13 protein-coding genes are annotated in these 18,008 nt (G+C 73.3%); 10 read left to right on the top strand and 3 right to left on the bottom strand.

All coding sequences use genetic code 11. From position 1 onward, the window contains the following. The first annotated feature begins 76 nt into the window (after window positions 1-76). The 8 genes from ACY34K_RS16570 (at window position 77) to ACY34K_RS16535 (ending at window position 11,700) form a co-directional block, all read left to right on the top strand. Window positions 77-1,105, top strand: a complete 1,029-nt coding sequence (locus ACY34K_RS16570; RefSeq protein ID WP_462747603.1) for a 3-oxoacyl-ACP synthase III family protein — start codon at window positions 77-79, stop codon at window positions 1,103-1,105. Further along, a complete protein-coding gene (locus tag ACY34K_RS16565; protein WP_462747600.1) occupies window positions 1,102-1,842 on the top strand; it encodes a glycosyltransferase family 2 protein in 741 nt (246 codons plus the stop codon). The genes ACY34K_RS16570 and ACY34K_RS16565 overlap by 4 nt, the downstream gene beginning before the upstream one ends. Continuing rightward, window positions 1,842-3,341, top strand: a complete 1,500-nt coding sequence (locus ACY34K_RS16560) for a class I adenylate-forming enzyme family protein (protein WP_462747598.1) — start codon at window positions 1,842-1,844, stop codon at window positions 3,339-3,341. Before ACY34K_RS16565 ends, ACY34K_RS16560 begins: the two co-directional genes overlap by 1 nt. Continuing rightward, entirely contained in the window at window positions 3,338-4,114 is a 777-nt protein-coding gene (locus tag ACY34K_RS16555) for a glycosyltransferase family 2 protein (RefSeq protein ID WP_462747597.1), read from the top strand. The genes ACY34K_RS16560 and ACY34K_RS16555 overlap by 4 nt, the downstream gene beginning before the upstream one ends. Next, the gene (locus ACY34K_RS16550; RefSeq protein WP_462747594.1) at window positions 4,111-5,262 is read left to right on the top strand and encodes a cytochrome P450; all 1,152 of its coding nucleotides are present in this window, start codon (window positions 4,111-4,113) and stop codon (window positions 5,260-5,262) included. Before ACY34K_RS16555 ends, ACY34K_RS16550 begins: the two co-directional genes overlap by 4 nt. Then, window positions 5,259-6,206 carry an NAD-dependent epimerase/dehydratase family protein gene (locus ACY34K_RS16545; RefSeq protein WP_462747592.1) on the top strand — a complete coding sequence of 316 codons (948 nt, stop codon included), beginning with the start codon at window positions 5,259-5,261 and terminating at the stop codon, window positions 6,204-6,206. Before ACY34K_RS16550 ends, ACY34K_RS16545 begins: the two co-directional genes overlap by 4 nt. A gap of 572 nt (window positions 6,207-6,778) precedes the next feature. Further along, window positions 6,779-11,191: a HEAT repeat domain-containing protein gene (locus ACY34K_RS16540; protein ID WP_462747590.1), complete on the top strand. Its 4,413-nt coding sequence runs from the start codon at window positions 6,779-6,781 to the stop codon at window positions 11,189-11,191. Between the two features lie 197 nt (window positions 11,192-11,388). Next, window positions 11,389-11,700 (top strand): hypothetical protein, encoded by a 312-nt coding sequence (locus ACY34K_RS16535; protein ID WP_462747589.1) that lies wholly within the window; start codon window positions 11,389-11,391, stop codon window positions 11,698-11,700. 97 nt (window positions 11,701-11,797) lie between these two features. Here the strand turns inward: ACY34K_RS16535 and ACY34K_RS16530 are convergent, their stop codons facing one another. Beyond that, window positions 11,798-12,124 carry a hypothetical protein gene (locus ACY34K_RS16530; RefSeq protein WP_462747588.1) on the bottom strand — a complete coding sequence of 109 codons (327 nt, stop codon included), beginning with the start codon at window positions 12,122-12,124 and terminating at the stop codon, window positions 11,798-11,800. 61 nt (window positions 12,125-12,185) lie between these two features. Beyond that, window positions 12,186-13,271 (bottom strand): DUF5937 family protein, encoded by a 1,086-nt coding sequence (locus tag ACY34K_RS16525; protein WP_462747585.1) that lies wholly within the window; start codon window positions 13,269-13,271, stop codon window positions 12,186-12,188. Window positions 13,272-13,370: 99 nt separating this feature from the next. Between ACY34K_RS16525 and ACY34K_RS16520 the strand changes: the two genes are divergently transcribed. Both ACY34K_RS16520 and ACY34K_RS16515 read left to right on the top strand, forming a co-directional pair. Continuing rightward, window positions 13,371-14,555, top strand: coding sequence for an MFS transporter (locus tag ACY34K_RS16520; RefSeq protein WP_462747584.1), 1,185 nt, complete (start codon window positions 13,371-13,373; stop codon window positions 14,553-14,555). Between the two features lie 97 nt (window positions 14,556-14,652). Continuing rightward, window positions 14,653-14,916: a hypothetical protein gene (locus ACY34K_RS16515; protein ID WP_462747582.1), complete on the top strand. Its 264-nt coding sequence runs from the start codon at window positions 14,653-14,655 to the stop codon at window positions 14,914-14,916. A 285-nt stretch (window positions 14,917-15,201) separates the two neighbouring features. On the opposite strand, the gene ACY34K_RS16510 is transcribed toward ACY34K_RS16515, so the two are convergent. After that, window positions 15,202-17,616 (bottom strand): UvrD-helicase domain-containing protein, encoded by a 2,415-nt coding sequence (locus ACY34K_RS16510; protein WP_462747580.1) that lies wholly within the window; start codon window positions 17,614-17,616, stop codon window positions 15,202-15,204. Window positions 17,617-18,008: the final 392 nt, after the last annotated feature.

Here is an 18,008-nt window from a genome sequence, read left to right as displayed (position 1 = left end):
GGTACGACGATCACCTACGCCACTTGAGTACGCGTGCTCATGCAAGCCGCCTCGACCCGCTCATAGCGTCCTCCCCATGCACATAGACCATGCCGCTCGCGGCCCGGCGCTCCGAGTGGGTATCACCGCGGTGGCCGCCTGCCTGCCGGAGTCGAGGGTGACCTCCCAGCAGCTGCGGGAGCGGATCACCGCGGCCTCCGGGCTTCGGCTGCCCGCGCAGATCATCGAACGGGTCACCGGAATCGCCTCGCGCCGCGCGGTGGCGGAGGACGAGTACGCCTCGACGCTCGCGGTGCGGGCGGCCCGTACGGCGCTGGCCCGGGCCGGGCTCGCCCCCTACGACGTGGACCTGCTGGTCTTCGCATCGGCCACCCGGGACGTGGTCGAACCGGCGACCGCGCACATCGTGCAGGCCGAGCTCGGGTCCCGGGCCCACGCGCTGGACGTGACGAACGCGTGCAACAGCTTCGTCAACGGCATCGACACCGCACGGGCGATGATCCTCGCCGGCCGTGCCCGCCGTGCTCTGGTCGTCACCGGGGAGACCCCGAGCCGGGCGGTGCGGCACGCACCCTCCGGCCCCGAGCAGCTGCGGGACGGCTTCGCCGGCTACACCTTCGGCGACGCAGGAGCCGCGGTCGTCCTGGAGGCGGTGGACCGGGGCGGCATCCTGGACGTGGATACCGAGACCCACTCCGAGCACTGGTCGGTCGGAGGCATCTTCGGCGGAGGGTCACGGCACCCCCGTGGGGACGAGCACACCTACTTCCACGGTGACGGCAGCGAGCTGCGCGATGTGTTCGAGAAGGTCGGCACGTCGGTGCTCGACCGGATGCGGCAACGCACCGGACTGACATGGAACGACTTCCGGCACATCCTGGTGCACCAGGTGACTGTTCCCTACCTGGAGCGGTTCGTGGAACTCACCGGCGTCCCCCGGGACCGGCTCGTCGTCACCGTCCCCGAACTCGGCAACATGGCCAGCGCCACGCTCGGGGTACAACTCGACCTCGTCCACGAGCGGCTCCGTCCCGGTGACCGGGTGCTGTTCGTCGGCCTGGGCGGCGGCGTGAGCATCATGACGATGGTCTGGGAGAAGGCATGAACTCCCTGTGGGTGGTGGTGCCCGCTCACCAGGAGGCCGCGCGCATCGGCGCCACGCTGGACGCGCTCGCGGCTCAGCGGGACCGTGACTTCACCCTCGTCGTCGTGGACAACGTCTCGACCGACGGTACCGCGGCCCTCGCGCACGACTTCGCCCGACGGGCGCCCTTCGCGGTGCATGTCCTCAGCGAGCCGGAGAAGGGCGTCGGCTGTGCGGTGGACACCGGCTTCCGCTACGCGATCGACCACGGCGCCACGCTGCTGGCCCGCACCGACGCCGACTGCCTGCCGCGCCCCGGCTGGACGGCCGGCGCACGCGACGCCCTGAAGAGCGGCGCGGGCCTGGTGTGCGGGCGAATCGACGCACGCCGAGACGAGCACGGACCGCTCGGGCGGGCCGCCTTCCGCGCGCTGGTCGGCCTCGCCGCGTTCTTCGGCCGGATACGCCCCGCCCACCGCCGCCGCCACGGCTATCTCGCCCCCTACCGGATGCACGCCGGCAACAACATGGCCGTCACCGCCGCGCTGTACGAGGCCGTCGGCGGAATGCCGCGCCGCCCTTCCCCCACCGACCGGCTCTTCCTGAACCGGGTGCGCCGCCACACCACCGCCATCGTCCACGCCCGCGACATGGTCGTGGAGAACTCCACCCGCCGACTGCGCGCCTACGGGCTCGTCGGCACCGCCCGCTGGTACCTCGACAAGGGACCGGGCCGCCACGGGGAGGACCCGCGCTGATGCTCGAAACCCTCGCCCACACCCTGCGGCGCCACCCCGACCGGCCCGCCGTCCTCGGCACCACCCGCACCGGGGCCGTACGCACCAAGGCCACCTGCGGGGACCTGGCCGACCTCGCCGACCGCTACGCCGCCGCTCTGCACGCACGAGGCATCGGAAGGGAACCCGGCAGCACCGTCGGCATCGCCGTACGGCCCGGGCCCCGGGCCCTCGCGGTGATGCTCGCCGTGCACCGGCTCGGCGCGCGGGCCGCGGTGCTCGACCCCGGCGCCGGACCGGACGTGCTGCGCGCCCGGCTCGCCCTCGCCCGCCCCGACCTCGTTCTCGCCGACGCCGCCGCCCAGGCGGTCGCCGGGTGGGCACGGCCGCTCGCACGCCGCGCCCGCCTCGCCCTGCCGGACCTCGCGGAGCTCGGCCCGCTCCTCACGGTGGGGCCCCGGCTGCCCCGCTGCGCCCCCGCCCTGGGCGCAGGCGTCCGGACCGCAGTGCTGCCGCGCCCGGTGGAGGAGGACGGCGACGCGGTCATCGTGTTCACCTCGGGCACCACGTCCATGCCCCGCGCGGTCGTGCACTCCCGCTCCTCGCTCGCCGCCGGCATGGCGACGGTGGCCGACCTGGTCCGGCCCGAGGCCGGGAGGCCCGTCCTGGGCGGCACCTTCTTCGTCCTCGTACCGTCCCTCGCGAGTGGCGCGCCGGTCGCCCTGCCCGCCCGCTCCGCGCGGGTGCTGTCCCGCCAGTTGCGGCGGCTCGCCCCGCAGGCCACCTATCTGACGCCGCCGCAGCTGCGGCGGCTGCTGGCCGAGGGCGGCCGGTTCACCGGACGCGTATGGACGGGATCGGCACCCGCCGACGCCGAACTGCTCACCCGCGTCAGGCAGGCGGGCGCCGACGAGGCGTGGGGCGTCTACGCGCTGACCGAGCTGTTCCCCGCCGCGGCCGTCGAACAGGCCGACAAAGCCGCCTTCACCGGCGACGGGGACCTGGTCGGCGCCCCCCTTCCCGGGGTGGTCGCCAAGACGGACGCGGCCGGTGCGCTTCTGCTGTCCGGACCCGCGGCACGGGACCGCTACCTCGGTGAGGAGCCGGACCCCTGGGTCGCCACCGGCGACCGGGCACGCCTCGACGGCGGCCGGATCGTGCTGGAGGGCCGTCTCAAGGACATGGTGCTGCGGCACGCGGAGAACATCTACCCCGGGCTGTACGAGCCCGCCCTGCACATACCCGGCGTCGAGTTGGCGCTGCTCGTGGGCGTACCGGCCGGCGACGGCGACGAGCGTCTGGTCGCCGTCGTACAGCCGAGCCCGGGGGCGGACCGCGACACGCTCCGTGCGGCCCTCGACGCGCCGCTGGAGCGGATGGGTTCGGCCCGGCCGGACGCGGTGCTGCTCGCCGACATCCCGCTGTCCGGCCGCTCCCTGAAGCCCGACCGTGCCGCCACCGCCCGCCTCGCCACCGTCCGCGTCGACGGACGGGGCCTCGTCGAAAGGAGCCGAGGGTGACCGCGCCCCGCGGCGAGCCGACGCTGTGGGCGGTGGTGCCCGCCTACAACGAAGAGGCCGGGATAGGGGCCACCCTCGCGGCGCTCGCCTCGCAGACCGACACCGCTTTCGCCCTGGTCGTCGTGGACAATGCCTCCACCGACGCGACGCCGGCCATCGTGCGCCGCTTCGCCGCCACCGCGTCCTTCCCCGTACACCTCGTCCGCGAGGAGGAACCGGGCGCAGGTGCCGCCGCCGACACCGGCTTCCGGTACGCCGCCGAGCACGGCGCGGAACTCCTCGTGCGCACGGACGCCGACTGCCTGCCCGCGGCCGACTGGATCGCCGCCGCCAGGAGAGAGTTCGCACGCGGGACGGAGATGGCCTGCGGCCGAAGCCTTCCGCGCCGGGACGAGAACCCCTCACTCGCCGAGCGGTACCTGCTCCCGGCAGCCGTCAGAGTGACCGCGCTCTACGGCCGCTACCGCGCGGAGCATCGCCACCCGCGCTACCGCGCCCCCTACGTGCTGTGCCACGGCCACAACCTCGCCGTCACCACCGCCCTGTACCTGCGCTGCGGGGGCACACCGCGCACCCCACTGGAAGGACCGCCCGAGGACGTCGCCCTCCTCAACCGCGCCCGCGAGCACAGCGACCGGATCGCCCGGGCCGAGCGGATGGTGGTGCACACCAGCCTGCGGCGTCTGCGGGCCTGGGGTGCCCGACGGACCCTGCTGTGGTGCTGGGACCGCCGCTACCGTCCCGCCGACACCAAGGAGGTCCACGTCCGGTGACCACGATCCCCGCCCCCACCGCGTCCGCCCTCCGAGCGGCCCGCCGCCGCGACCGGCGCGTGTACACCCGCTCCCACCCTCTGCTGTTCACGCTCCTCGCCGCCACGCGCGGCCGCCCGGTGGCCCGTGTCGGCGGCGCGGTACTGGTCCACGGCGCCGAGCCGTACCGGCAGGCCCTCACCCGTATCCCGCTGGACCGCACCGCTGCCGGTACCACCGGCGGCGCCGCTCGCGAACTGTCCGCCGGGAACACACTCTTCGACCAGGAAGGGGCAGGTCACCGCGCCACCCGGCGCGCGGTCGCCGACGATCTCGGCGCCGCCGGAGTGGAGCGGCTGCGCCCGGTGTGGCGCCGCGTCCTGACCCGCCGCCTCGCCCCGCTCGGCGCGGGTCGTATCGTCGACCTCGTACCCCTGGCCCGCGAACTGGCGGGAGCCACCGTCTGCGCGCTCCTGGACACCACCGGAGACCCGGAAGGCATCGCCGAGGCAGCCGCGCGGGCTGCGGCCACCGCCGTACGCGACCACCTGCCCGGACCCCGGCCGCCGGGCACCGCACGAGCGGCGGCCGCGGCCACGGCGCGTCTGGAGGCGCTGCTCGCCCCGGCGGGCGAGCCAGGCCGGGCAGAGGAAGCGGCCCTGCGGGCCATGCTCGCGGTCGCCGCCGTCAACACCACCGTCGCGGCCCTCCCGCGCGCCGCCGCCTGGTGCGCCGACGCACGGATCTGGGACCAGGCGGCCGACGACACACTGCGACCGGCCCTGGTGGGTGAACTGCTGCGGGTGACCGCCCCCTCCCCGCTGCTGCCACGCGTGGCAGCGGCCGACGCCGACCTGGGCGGATGCCCGGTACGGGCCGGGGACCGCCTGATCCTGGTGGCACGGCACGCCGCGCGGTCCCACAGCGACCCGCCCGACGCCCGTCACCCGGCTCCGCCCGCCGTGGCCCAGCTCGTCTTCGGCACCGGCACCCACGCCTGTCCCGGCGCACGCCTGGCCCGCGCCCAACTCGACGACACCCTCGCCGCGCTCGCCCCCCACCGCCCCACCGTGCTGCGCGCCCGCGTCGACCGGAGCGCGGCCCTGCCGGGCTGGCGGTCCCTCACCGTGCGGGCGGCCGACGGCAACGAACCCGCGGAGAACCGATGACCACGATCGCCGTCACCGGGGCGAGCGGCTTCTGCGGCTCGCACGTCGCCACCACGGCCGCCACCCGCGGCGCCGACGTCCTGTGCGTCGGAAGGCGCCCCGGCCCCGTCGGCCGGCACATCCCCTGGGACGCCACACGCGAGCTACCCGACCTGTCCGGCGCCGACCTCGTCGTCCACTGCGCGGCAGCGGTCGGCGACCCGGTGCCCGGTTCACCCGCCGAAGCCGCCATGCACGCCGTGAACGTCGACGGCACCGCACGGCTCCTCCGAGCGGCCGCCGGCCGCCCGCTGGTGTGGGTCAGCAGCGCCAGTGTCTACGCGCCCGGTCCCGGCCGTACCCGCATCACCGAGGACCATCCGGTGCGCGGGCACCTGAACGCGTACGGCCGCACCAAAGCCGCCGGGGAGGCCCTGGCGCTCGCGGCCGGCGCCGTGGTGCTGCGACCACGGGCGGTCTACGGGCCCGGGGACCCGCACCTGGTGCCCCGGCTGCTGTCCCGCGTTCGCCGCGGACTGCTCATGCTGCCGGGGCCCAGTGTCCGCCTCAGCCTGACAGCCGTCGAAAACCTCACCGACGCCTGCCTCACGGCCGACGGCTGGCCGCCGGGCGCGTACAACATCACCGACCCGACGCCGTACGAACGGGACGAGGCGATCCGGACCGTCCTCGAAACCCACGGCGTACGAGCGCGCATCGGCCACATCCCGCTGCCCGTCGCCCACACCGCGGCGGGTGCCGCCCAGAAGCTGGCCCGTCTGCGCCCCCACAGGGAGCCGCTGCTCACCCGCTACGCAGTCGACCAGCTGGCGCACTCCGTCGTCCTCGACACCGCCAGAGCCCAAGCCCAAGGGTGGACGGCTCGCAGGACGATCAGCGATTACACCGCCACGATGTCGCAGCCCGCCCTGCGGGCGGCGGCTCAGCCGGGCCGAACACTCTGAGCACTACAACGACGGACCAGCAACAGTGGTTGGCCCCCGGATCGGTGCCTCCGGGGCGCAGGGCGGGCGCGCGGGGAAGTGTGACACTGCACCCTTTCCCCCGCGTAAAGCCCGTTGGGGGCCTGTGACGCGGATGGCCGGGACGGACGCGCCACCGCCGTGGAGCGCGCAGGTGGCCCGGGGCCTGCGGGCACTGGCCGTGGTTGCCCCGGGCCGCTCCAGGACTCAGGTTCCCGCGGCGCATCCCGGTCACCTCGACGCCGGACGCCGTGGACGTCGCGCCCCGTCCCACCACCGGTGGTGGCAGCGGCGCTCCGGGACTTCTGGTGGCGGGCGTTGACCGGCTCGGGATACTCGGCCCGCACACGAGCGAGCCGGTGAGTGAGGGCCCTCGTGACCCGAATCCCGATGGTGTCCCCCGGTCATCCGGGGAGGCGTGTCAGGGCAGCACGCTGTGGCAGTGTGCCGTGCGGCCGTATCCGGGTCTCAGGAGCATCGCCCCCACGGCTCGCGCCTCGGGCCCGGATTGCAACGCTGGTCGTCGGCACGACTTTGATGACTACGATCCGGGGGTGATCACTCCTCCAGGCAGCCCCGCGCACACACCCTCCGTGCCGGCCCGTGCCCTTCCCAAGGCCCCCGGCGTGCCCCTGACGCCCGAAGAGGCGCTCGCGTGGGTCGACGCCGCCGGCGGGCCGGTGCCGCAGTGGCGAGAATGGCCCGAGGACGTGCTGGTCGCACCCGTCCGCGTGGCACTGCTGCGGGCGGACATCACCAGAGACGCACAGGTGTTGCGGCGCGAGGACCGCGGAGAGCTGCTGTACCAGGCCGTCCGGGGCACGGAGGCCGCGGCGGTGCCGCACCCGGCGCCGCTCGTCGAGGAGCTGGCGGGCAGCGGTGACGCGGTGCTGGAGGGGGAAGCGCTGCGTCTGGCGCGGGACGGACTCCACGCGCGGATGCTGGAACCCGCTTTCGTCCGAGCCGTCCTGACCGGCCTGCTGAACTCCCGCACGGACGACGTGGTGATCAGCGCGCTTGCCGAACTCACCCAGCCCTGGGCGGCCCTGGAGCCGCTGCCGGCCGAGCGGCTCACGGGGCTGCTCGCGCCCGTGACCGCCGACGCCGCGCTCGCGGCCGCCGCCCGCCACGGGCACGGAGAGCTGCTGCGGCAGGCCGCCGAAAACCGGGAAGCACAGCCCCGGGTACGACGGCGGGCCCTGGAGCTGCTGGGCGAGACGGCGCGGCGGGACGACGTCCCCGCCGTCCTCGCGCTCGCGGCGGAGGATCCGCTGCTGCTCGGCGGGCCGGCGGTGGACTGCCTGCGCGCCATGCATCGGCGCGGGCACTTCGTCACCGACCCGGATGTCCCGGCTGTACTCCGCCTGGCACTGGCCGACCACGCGATCCCGGCCCCGACGGTGGCGACCATCCTGTTCACCAGCCGTCACGAGCTGCTGCGCCTGCTGATCGACGCCACGCCGGAAGACCCCACCTGGCCGCGCCGGCTCGACCTCCTGGTGGCGCTGGACGGGCAGGGCACGGCGGGACTGCCGGTGGCCGCGGAGATCGCCCGCGTGCTGCCGCTCGCGCCCGCGCCCGGCCCCTTCCTGCGCGCGCTGCGCGCCCTGTCGGCCGCCGAGGCCGAGGAAGCCGTACTCGCCGTGCTTCCCCGGGCTCCTGCCCTCGTGCTCGACGCGCTGGAGGCCGTCGGCGGCGAGCGAACCGTGCGCGCACTCGCCACGGGCCTCGGCCTGGACGCACCCGAACCGGGCGCCACAGCACCCGAATTGAGGGCGGTACGCCACCGGGCCCTCGAACTCCTCTGGCTGCTCACCACCGATCCGGACCTGCGACGGCGCGTCCTCGAACGGCTCGATCCCGCTCAGCTGCCCGCCCGTGTGGCCACGGACCTCGGAAGCCCGGACGAGCGGGAACTGTCGGTACTGGCTTCGCACCTGGATCCGGACAACCCGGTCGCCGCGCTGTGCCGCCTGGCGGCGCACGGAGGGCCGGGCACCCTGCCCGTACTGGCCGACCTGACGCTGCGGGTCGTCGGCGACCTCGCCTCGGCCTGGGAACCGGGCGGCACGGCCGGTCCCGTGCCGGAGAGCGAGCCGGCGGTGCCGACCGAGGCCGTGGACGCGCTCTGCGGCCTGGGGCGACGGCTCTACCTACGGGGCCGCATCCGCCCGGTGTGCCTGCTCGACGCCGACGACGCGGAGGCGGCCGGCCACGCGCTCGTCGCGGACCTGGCCCTCGGACTGCTGGAGCGGCCCGGACTCACCGCCGGCGAACAGGCGGTCCTGCTGAAGCTCCTGCTCGACCTGCCGCGCACGTCGCACGGGCGGGTCCGGTCCCGGGTCCACCGGCTGCTGCGCCACCCGGACCGGCACGTGCGCAAGCACGTCATCGCCCTGCTCGCCCGGGACACGACCGGAGACGGCGTCCAGGCCCTGTCAGCGGCCCTGATCGCCCTCACCGGCCCGGCGGGGGACCCCCAAACGGTGCGGCAAACGCTGACCGCCCTCGGCGAGGCCGGTGCGCGCTGGGCGTCCGGCGTGATCGCCGACTGCCTGGACCACCCGAACATGAACGTCCGCAAGACGGCGGCCCGGGCCCTGATCACGGCCGGTACCGCCCAGGCCGTGCCGCCCCTCCTGCACCGTCTCGGCCGCGACGACAACCCCGGTCTGCGCACCCTCGTCGTCAAGGCGCTGCGTGCCGTGCTGGGCGATGCCTACGCGGCGACGGTGACCGCCGCGGCGGCCCAGGAGGCCGATGGCCGCGTCAGCGCCCGCCTGCTGTCCGGCCTCGCCGACAGCCCCGCCCCCGACCGGGCCGACGAGGACCTGCGACGGCTGGCGGAGGAGGGCTGGGACCCGGCCCTCGCACTGCGCGTCGCCGAACGCGTCGCCGAACGCGGGACGAGCGGAACGGCCGGGACGGGCGGGACGGGCGGAAGGCGCGGGTGGGAAGAGGCGGGCCGCCCCGCCGTGGGCCGGGAAGGACTGCGCCCGTATCTCGTCGACTGGCTCGACCTCGCGGCCACGTCGGCGCAGGCGCGTCGCACCGTGCTGCGGGCGCTGCCCGGCATCTGTCCCGGCCCCTGGGAGAAGCACGAACGCGTCGCGTTCGCCCGCGGTGTGACGGTGCTGCTGGACGGCCTCGCGGAGGCCGAAGGCGACGGGCGGGACCGGCTGATCGAGGTCCTCGAAGCGGTCGCGCCCCACCTGCGGCCGACAGCCGCGACCGGTGTCGTCGCCGCCGTCCGGGCGATTCCGCCGCGGCCTGCCGGACACCGCTCCACCCTGCCCTTGCTGCGTCTGTGCGCCGCGGTCGTCGTCCGCGCCGACCTCGACCGGGAACTGGCCGCCGCCGACCTCGCTCCCGGCCCCCATACAGCGCGGGCGCGACTGCTGCGCGAGACATTCGGGTTCGGCGTCGGGGACGACGGGGCGTCGCGGAACACAGCTCGGTGCCCCCAGCACGCGGCCGCACGAAGTGCCCAGCCGCACAGCGCGGCCCGAGGTGCCGACATCGCCGGAGGGGCGCGGCAGCCCTGTCCACACGACGGCCACTGGCGGGCCGAACTCGCCTCCGCCGCGAGAAGCGCGGAGACGCTCACCGCGTTCACACACCGGATGCCCGCGCCCGACTCACGGGCCGTGCTCGCCGCGCTGATCGAGATCCAGGCCGACGCGTCACCGGACGTCAGGACCGCGGCCGTCGACCGGATGACGGAGCTTCAGCCACTCGGCGTCCCGGCATGGACCCTCGCGGAGGCGACGCGCGCCGGCGCCGTCGAGCCCGCGGACCGGGTCGTACGCCTCGGCGACCTGGACCAGCCCCGCTCGGCGGCACAGCGGGAGCGACTGCTGGACATGCTGGCCTCGGACGTCCCGGGCCGCCGGGACTCGGCCGCGCACACGCTCCTGACCTGGCCCGAACCAGACGCCCGCGCGGTGGTCCTCGACGCGTACCTCCGCGGACGGGCGGACGTGCCGGCCGGCTCCGAGCCCGTCGGCGCCCTCCGCCGCGCGCTGACCGAGTCCGACCCCGGGACCCTCCTCGGTGACGGTGTACGGGCGGACCGGTTCGCAGGCCTCGCCGCGGGGCTCGCGCCGCGGGATCTGGAGGTGCTGCTGCCCGCACTGCTGCATGTGTGGGAGCAAGGTCCGGCGGCCGCCCGCCCCGACGCCGCCCGAGCCCTGCGACGGCTGCCTCCCGACGTCCTCGCCACCCACCTGGAGCCCCGGATCGCCTCCGGGGCGACGGTCCTGCTCGACCTGCTCGCCGGCCGCCCGCTGCTGCGCACACCGATCCTGGCGCGAGTGAGCGAAAGCCGCCCGGAAACCCGCCTCGTCCTCGTCGACGGTCCATTGCGCGGCCGCGACGCCGCCGAGGAAGACGCCGCAGCGCTGCGCGCCCTGCGCGAACGCACCACACCGCCACCCCGGCGCCCGCCCTCCCGCCAGGAGCTGACCCTCCTCATCCGGTCCGGCGACACCGGGCGGATCCGCCGGGCGCTGACCCACCTGACCGAGCACGCCACGGCGATACCGCAACCGGAGCTCGCCGAACTCCTCCGAGACCTGCTGACGCATCCCCACACCGGCATCAGGCTGCACGCGCACCGCTCCTCCCGCGCACTGCTCGACCGCGAAACCCACCTGCGGCTCACCGAGGTGCTGCTCGACGACCAGCAGCCGGACGTGGTACGCACCGCGATCCGTGTGCTCGCGCACGCCCGCTGGCGCCCCGCGATCCCGGCGCTCGCATCGCTGCTCGACCACGCGCACAGCGCCGTCCGGCAGACGGCCGAAGCCGGTCTCGTCCACGTCGGTCCGGCCGCTGTCCCCGCGCTGCGACGCGCAGTCTCCCGCGCCCGCCCGGACCGGCGCGCCCGATACACCGATCTCCTCACCCGCGTGGCGCGACGGGAGTCGCCGGGCTCAATCGCGGGTGAGCGGGTTACCCACCGCTGACGCGCGCCGCCGCAGGACCGGTCGGGCCGGGGGCGCCTCCCCGCACGACCGGCCCGGGTACAGCATGGGTTGACCGTCGTACGGCGAGGGTTGACGCGCGATGCACAACCACCGACGGATGTGCTGCCCATGTGAACTGCCTAGGGTTCTTGCCTGCCGGGTGACTTCCGGCATTCACCCACAGACAGGGGGAACCCATGAAGCGCAAGCTCGCCTGCGTGCTGGCCGGTGCCGCTCTGACGGTGTCCGGGTTGGCCGGCACGACGGGAGCGGCGTCCGCCGCTCCCGTGGAGGCCGCGGCATTCAAGTGCAAGCTGGTCTGGCACGACGACAACACCGCCGGTGTGAAGTGCACGGGCGGTGGCACGTTCATCGCCGCGGCGAAGTGCAAGAACGGCAAGGTCGCACAGGGCGCGGCAGCGGCCGCCGGCACCACCTCCTACGCCTATTGCACCTCGTACAACTCCTCTCTCAAGAAGCCCGTGGAGGCGTGGGGGATCAACGTCTGACCGAACCGCCGCACCGTCCGTCCAGGTGTGACGAGCAGCGGGACAGGGTTGGCGCGACCTGCCCTGTCCCGCACCCGGTGTGTCAGCCGGGCAGACTTCACGGCAGCTCAACCCGGCGCTGCATAGGTGGCCGATCGAGTATTTCGACGTACATGATCCGGTCATCCACGACGTCCAGACACAGCATGCCTCGCGAGGGCAACAGCGCCACGCACCGGTGGCCGGCACCATACGGCTCACCCTGCGGATGAGCTGCGGTCTGGAAACTCTGGCAGAAGTCATCGCCGCAGCGACACTCGGCGACCAGGCGTAGATCCCACGCGCGGGTGGCCAGCTCACGCTCTCCTTCGTGCTCGAGGAGAGCGATCAGCTCCGTGACGAGATCCGGAAAGACATCGCGGACGAGGGGATGGGTCTGCTCCATGAGCGGAGGGTAGCCGGAGCCCCCCGACCGGGTCGCTCGTGTTCGGACAGACCGAAGCCGCTCAGCGCAGTACGGCCGCCAGCAGGTCGGACCCCAGCGCTGTCAGATCGGGCAGGTTGAGGGTGTAGCGCACATAGCGCCCGTGCCGCCGGGCCGAGAGCAGGCCCGCGCGGCGCAGGACGGCGAGGTGGCGGGAAACCTCCGGCGGTGACAGTTCCCAGGCGTGGGCCAGTTCACGAGTGGTGTGCGGGCCGCGGGCAAGAGTACGCAGCAGCCGCAGCCTCACCGGATGCGCGAGTGCCTCCAGCCGCAGTGTGACCGTTTCCAGCGACACCGGCCCCGACGGACTCGGCTCGGCGACGGGGTACTGCACCACCGGCTGCCACCCGGGTGCGTAGACCACGGCCAGGTGCGGGCGGCCGAAGACACTGGGGATGAAGGTGACCCCGCCGCTGTGGGCAGCGGTCGCCTTGTCCTGCAGCTTGTCCACAAAGATGCGGTCGCCGTCGGGTGCCAGGGTGACCGCGCCGGAGACCGCCGCGAGTGCCGCCCCGATGCCCTGGTGCTTCAGCAGGTCGTTCTTCTGGCGCAGGTCGGTGGCGAGTTGCGCCGTGACACTCGTCCAGGCGGCGTCGAAGAAGGCCTCTGCGCACTGCTCGAGGGTGCGACGCACCCGCCCCCGCACCGCGGCCGGGTCCGCGAGCAGCCGCTCCGCGAAGGCCTCCTGCCGTGGACCACGCGCCTGGGCCAGGTCCAGGGCCCGCTCACGCGCAGTCGCGTCGGCGAGCGGCGACGGCGCGGCAAGGTGGATGCGGTTGCTGCCGCACGTCATGACGAGCGCCGCGGTCACATAGGTCTCGTCGTCGATCCGGTCCACGTCGTCCAGCTCCTCGGTCAGGGTGGGCCGGGGTCGGGCGGGGAGCAGGAAGTCGGCTTGTGAGGAACGCCAGAGGAACTCAGCCTCCCGCAACCGCTCGGCGAACTCCGGCTCCAGCCCGGCCCGGACATCCCCGGCCCAGTCGGCGAGCCGCGGATGATGCCCGGGTTCGGCCAGCACGTGCAGCATCGCGGTCAGCTCGGCCAAGGGGGACGCGGCGAACCGGAGCCGCCCGGGCGGCAGACCGCTGATGTCGATCCTCAACGTCATCCCTCCATCATCCCCGCCCGGGTGTCCGGCGACGGCGCCGATTGACGGTGTCCGTCAACCGGTGTGCCCCGCTCGGCGCGTGAACTCACCGTTGACGCCATGGCAACCACCACCAAGATCGGTCCCCGTGCCCTCGTCCGCGCCTCCGGAGGCCCCCGCTATGCCGTAGCCCTGGCCGTGGACGCACTCGGCACCGGCCTGCTGAGGCCCTTTCTGCTGCTCTACGGGGTGACGGTTCTGCGGCTGTCCGCGCCGGTCACCGGCATCGCCATGACGGTCGGAGTCGTCGCCGGCCTGGTGTGCATGCCCGCGGTGGGCCGATGGCTGGACCGGGGCGCACGCAGCACCGTTGTGGCGGCGTCGATGCTCGTGCGGGTACTGGGCGTGGCGCTGTTGCTCGCCACCCCCGCGGGGCACGTCTGGATGTTCGCGACTGCGGCGCTCCTCCTCGGAATAGGCAACCAGGCGTGGCCGGCCGCCCACGCGGCCCTCGTGGCCACCGTTGCCCACGGCCGGGAACGCGACGCCGCTCTCGCGGGAGGCCGCGCCCTGCGCAACGCCGGCCTGGGCGTGGGCGCGCTCCTCGCCACCGTATGCCTCGCGGGCGGCACCACCGCGTTGCAGGCGCTGGCAGCCGTCACCGGAATCGCCTACCTCGCCGCTGCCGCCTTGGCGTGGTCGGTCCACCTGTACGCGTGTCCGGCCGCCACCCGGGCCGAGGTCAGCACCGACGGGCCCGCACCCCGGATGCGTGCGTTGCTGGCTGCCAACGTGGTGTACGTCTTCTGCCTCAACGTCCCCGAAATCGCGCTGCCTCTGATCCTGGTGACACAGTTGCACGCGTCCCCGGTCTGGTCGTCGGCCATCTTCGTGGCCAACACGGTGCTGGTGGTCACCCTGCAGGTGCCGGTCACCGTACTCATGTCCCGCTTCTCCCGGCGGACCGTGCTGGCTCTCGCGGGCGTGGTACTCGCCGTCTCGTACGTCGGCTTCCTCGCGGCCACCTCACTGGGACACGGCTGGGGCGCCCCCGCCGTCGCCGCCGTCTCCGTGATCTGCACGCTCGGCGAGATCATCTATGCCGGCAGTGCGACGGCGCTCGTCACCGCCCTCGCCCCGGCCCATGCCCTTGGGCGCACCCTCGCCCGCTTCGAGCTCTCCACGGGCTTCGGCCTCGCCGTCTCCCCGGCGGTGATCACCACACTCGCTCCCCACGGCCCGGTCGCCCTCTGGGGCAGCCTCGCCGTTGCGACGCTTCTCTCCGCCTCCGCCGTCGCCCATTGAGCGTCGGTCACGCGGCCATCCCCTCGCATGCCCCTGACCGCTGAGGCCGTGACGGAGGCGCTGCCTTCTGGGTGGATTTGAGGCGAGCTGGTTACGTATGTTGATCTATGTCGTTCACCAAGACATGACCAACACATGTCGTGCACTCGCCGCTGCCTTGGCTCTCGCCGGGGCCGCCCTCTTGGCCACCGCCGGTACCGCTCATGCCGACGACCCCGACACCGCGGTCGGACAGTCGCGGGGCAATGTCGGGCGACCCGTTGCCGATCAGGGTCGGGACAGCTTCCTCAGGGAGCCCGAGGTGCTCGCCCGGCTCACCCCTGTCACCCGCATCCTCGGCCTCAATGGCGGCACCGGCTGAGCCAGGTCTCCGATCACACCCGTTGACTCCCGCGGCCAGGACATGCCCCGGCCGAAGCAGACACATCCGCAGCAGACACATCCGCTGCGGTCGGGGCAGGTCGGCGTGGCACGGCGCACAGGGCCAGAGGGTGCCGCTCGTACCTCGGGGCGCCGGCAGCCGAAAGCAGTGCCCCCCCTGTTGGCATGCACGACCGGCGAGGACCACGACCGGGACTCCGCCGAGTACGCGTAGGCGTTCCGCTCCGACCGCCCACGCCGACCGGATCATCGTCAGGCGTCGCGGTCACTCCTTCTCGGACGACATCACGCGCTTTGCCTGACGAAGATGATCGCGCAGCGAGGCGCGCAGCCGGGGAAGCGGCACCCCGGCACCCAGACCAGTGAGGAATTCCGGGACGGTCCATGTGATCAGGGCGCCCTGGCGGGAGAGGTAGAGGCCGACCCGGTCGATCCCGTACGCGTCGTCGTAGTCGAGCAGCAGGTATCCGGCGAGCTGCTGTACCGCGGAGCGGTGGATCGTATGGGGCCGGACGGTGGCCTTGCAGTCGATGAGCAGCCCGCCGACGATGAAGTCGGCGTCCGCTCCACCCAGGTCGCCACTACCGGCGAACACCGGCCCGCACACCCGCTGCTCGCTCGGCAGGTGCCGGAACGGTGCGAAAGGCCGCTCGGCGAGATCCATCTGCTCGGCGATGTCCTCCAAGACGTAGGACGGCACCGCGGCGGTCAACTGGTCCAGGGTGGTGTGCGCATCGGCCAGGGCGAGCAGGTTCCGGCGCCGGGAGAAGACTCCATTGCGGCAGAGGGACTCATAGAACCCGGCCACGTGACACAGCCGGGTCAGCTCCTCTTCGCTCAGCCGGGCAGCACCGTCCAGGTGTGCCTGAAGACAGGCAAGCAGCTGAGTGCCGGCCGTGTGCAAGGCCTGACGCACTTCGGGCGCCGGAGCGCCGTTGACCGGGTGACGACTGCCGACAAGCCGGACGCCCGTCGCGACCGCGTCTCCAGGGCCGTGGCCGAGGCTGAGCCGGAGGCGGTAGTCGATGGTGTGCCCGAGGGCCGCGTAGTCAGGGCGACGCTCGTCCATGGGCTGCACCGCAGGCGGCAGTCCACGAGACCGCTGCAGGTACGAGCCGACCACCCGCTCCGTGCGCGGCAGATGCCGGTTCAGGAACACGGACATGGGCGAGCGCGGGTACTGCAACTGGCCTGTCAGTGGCAGCGCAGCCAGCGGCACACCCTCCGCGGTACTGGTGACAGAGGCGCGCGGGGCCTGCCGGATCTGGGCCTCGGCCCACTGGATCCCCGTTGTGTCCAGCACCTCGCGGGCCCGCGTCACCGCCACGTATATCAGGCGGGCCTCCGCCGGATGGACGCCGCGTGACAGGCCCGCCTCCGTCTCCGGCGTGAAGCCGTTGCCTATCCGCACCCGGCGCCACTCGCGGCCCTTGGCCTTGTGAACGGTCGACACGACCACCCGGGCCTGACCCTCGTCGACCATCCGGTTGACGGCCGCGATGATCCGCTGCGGCCCGTACGTATCGACCAGTTCCACGATCGCCTTCAGTTCCGCGGCAGCGGAGTCCTGCTCGGCGTACTCCTGCACCTCACCCCAGGAAGAGAACAGGAACAGCTCGTGGTGCGCGGTCCGCCGGCCCGCCTGCAGATCGATCGCCGCCTCAGCGATCTTCAACAGCGGCTTTCCCCCGCCCGCCAGCGCGACCGGCACACCCTCCTCGAGGAAGCGCAGCACTTCGGCGAGTGCGTCCGCGTTGCCCCGGCACAACACCGCGTCGGGAACCTCCAGCCGCCCCAGCCCCGAGGCCCCGGCGGCATGCCCGGTCAGCCGCATCGTGGACGAAGCGGCCCGTAACCACCGATTCGCAACCTCCGCGATGGCCGGCCCGAACCTGAACGACTGTGTCAACTCGAGCTGGTGCCCCGGAAATCCGCTCATGATGTCCTTGGCATGCCGCCACTCATAGATCTGTTGTGCCGGATCCCCGACACAGACCCGCTGCGCGTCCTGCGCCAGAAAGATCTCTTCCAGGACCGGATTGGTGTCCTGCGCTTCGTCCAGCAGCACGAAGTCCGCCGGCAGCCTCGGCCGTGTCAGCGCCCACATCTTGAGGTAGTGATCGTGCTGGAACGGCAGCTGTCCCTCCGGCGAACAGATGTCCTCCCACGCCCACCGCGCCTTCTTCAGGAGTACCTGCGCCACATACTGCGCGCCCTGGTCATCCAGCCCGTTCACCGGCCCCAGATGCCGGGCCGCCACCTGCTCATCGGTGCTGTAGCAGAAGCGCCGGACCATTTCCATCACGAGTCGCGCCTGCGTCGTCGCCCTCAGGCGCCTCTTTCCCACCGCCACGTCGCGAGTCAGTCCCAGCAACTGTGCCGTACGCTTCAACGGCATGTGACGAGAGGCGTCCAGACGACCCTGAAACCGGTGACCTACCGCCCGATGCGCCAGCGAATGCGACGTCCGGCATTCCACGTTGCGCCCGAACCTGCCCCCGGCCTCCTCCGCGATCGGCTTGTTGAACGCCACGTACAGACCCCGCCGACGGGTCGTCGAGCCCATCAGCACCAGCGTCGACGTCTTGCCCGTACCGGCTCCGGCCACCAATGCCAGGTCCCGACCCGCGGCGAACGCCTCCCGGGCCGCCTCCTGCTCAGCGGTCGCCCTCAACACCACGTCACACTCCTTTCCGCCCGGCAGCGTCCACTGACACTCTGTCACCTCACCGGGCGGTACGCGTGCGATTGAGGAGAAGGTGGCCCGAGTAACGCGACAGCCCCGGCCGCCTTCCCGGATATCCGACGCGACTCCTGAGCGGCGCCGGATACGGTCGCGGCGACTCCGAGGCCGGGGGAGCTTCCCTGCCCTGCCGTAGCGTCTCGTGGCGGTGGGCTCGGGACCGCCGAGGGCGCCGCCCCTTTCGGCGGTCTTGTGAACCCGGTCGGGTCCGGGTCGGTGAGCGGATGTGCGATCGCCGTCCCGGAGTTGGGCGTCTCGTTGTTCGAGGTGTCACACGTTGCGTTGATTTGTGGACGACACGGCGGCGACCGGGCGTGCTGGCTGTGGGT

It is taken from the genome of Streptomyces sp. STAM6, from assembly GCF_054963715.1.
Note: the sequence above shows the minus strand (reverse complement) of the source record. Positions and strands in the feature narration are given on the sequence as shown.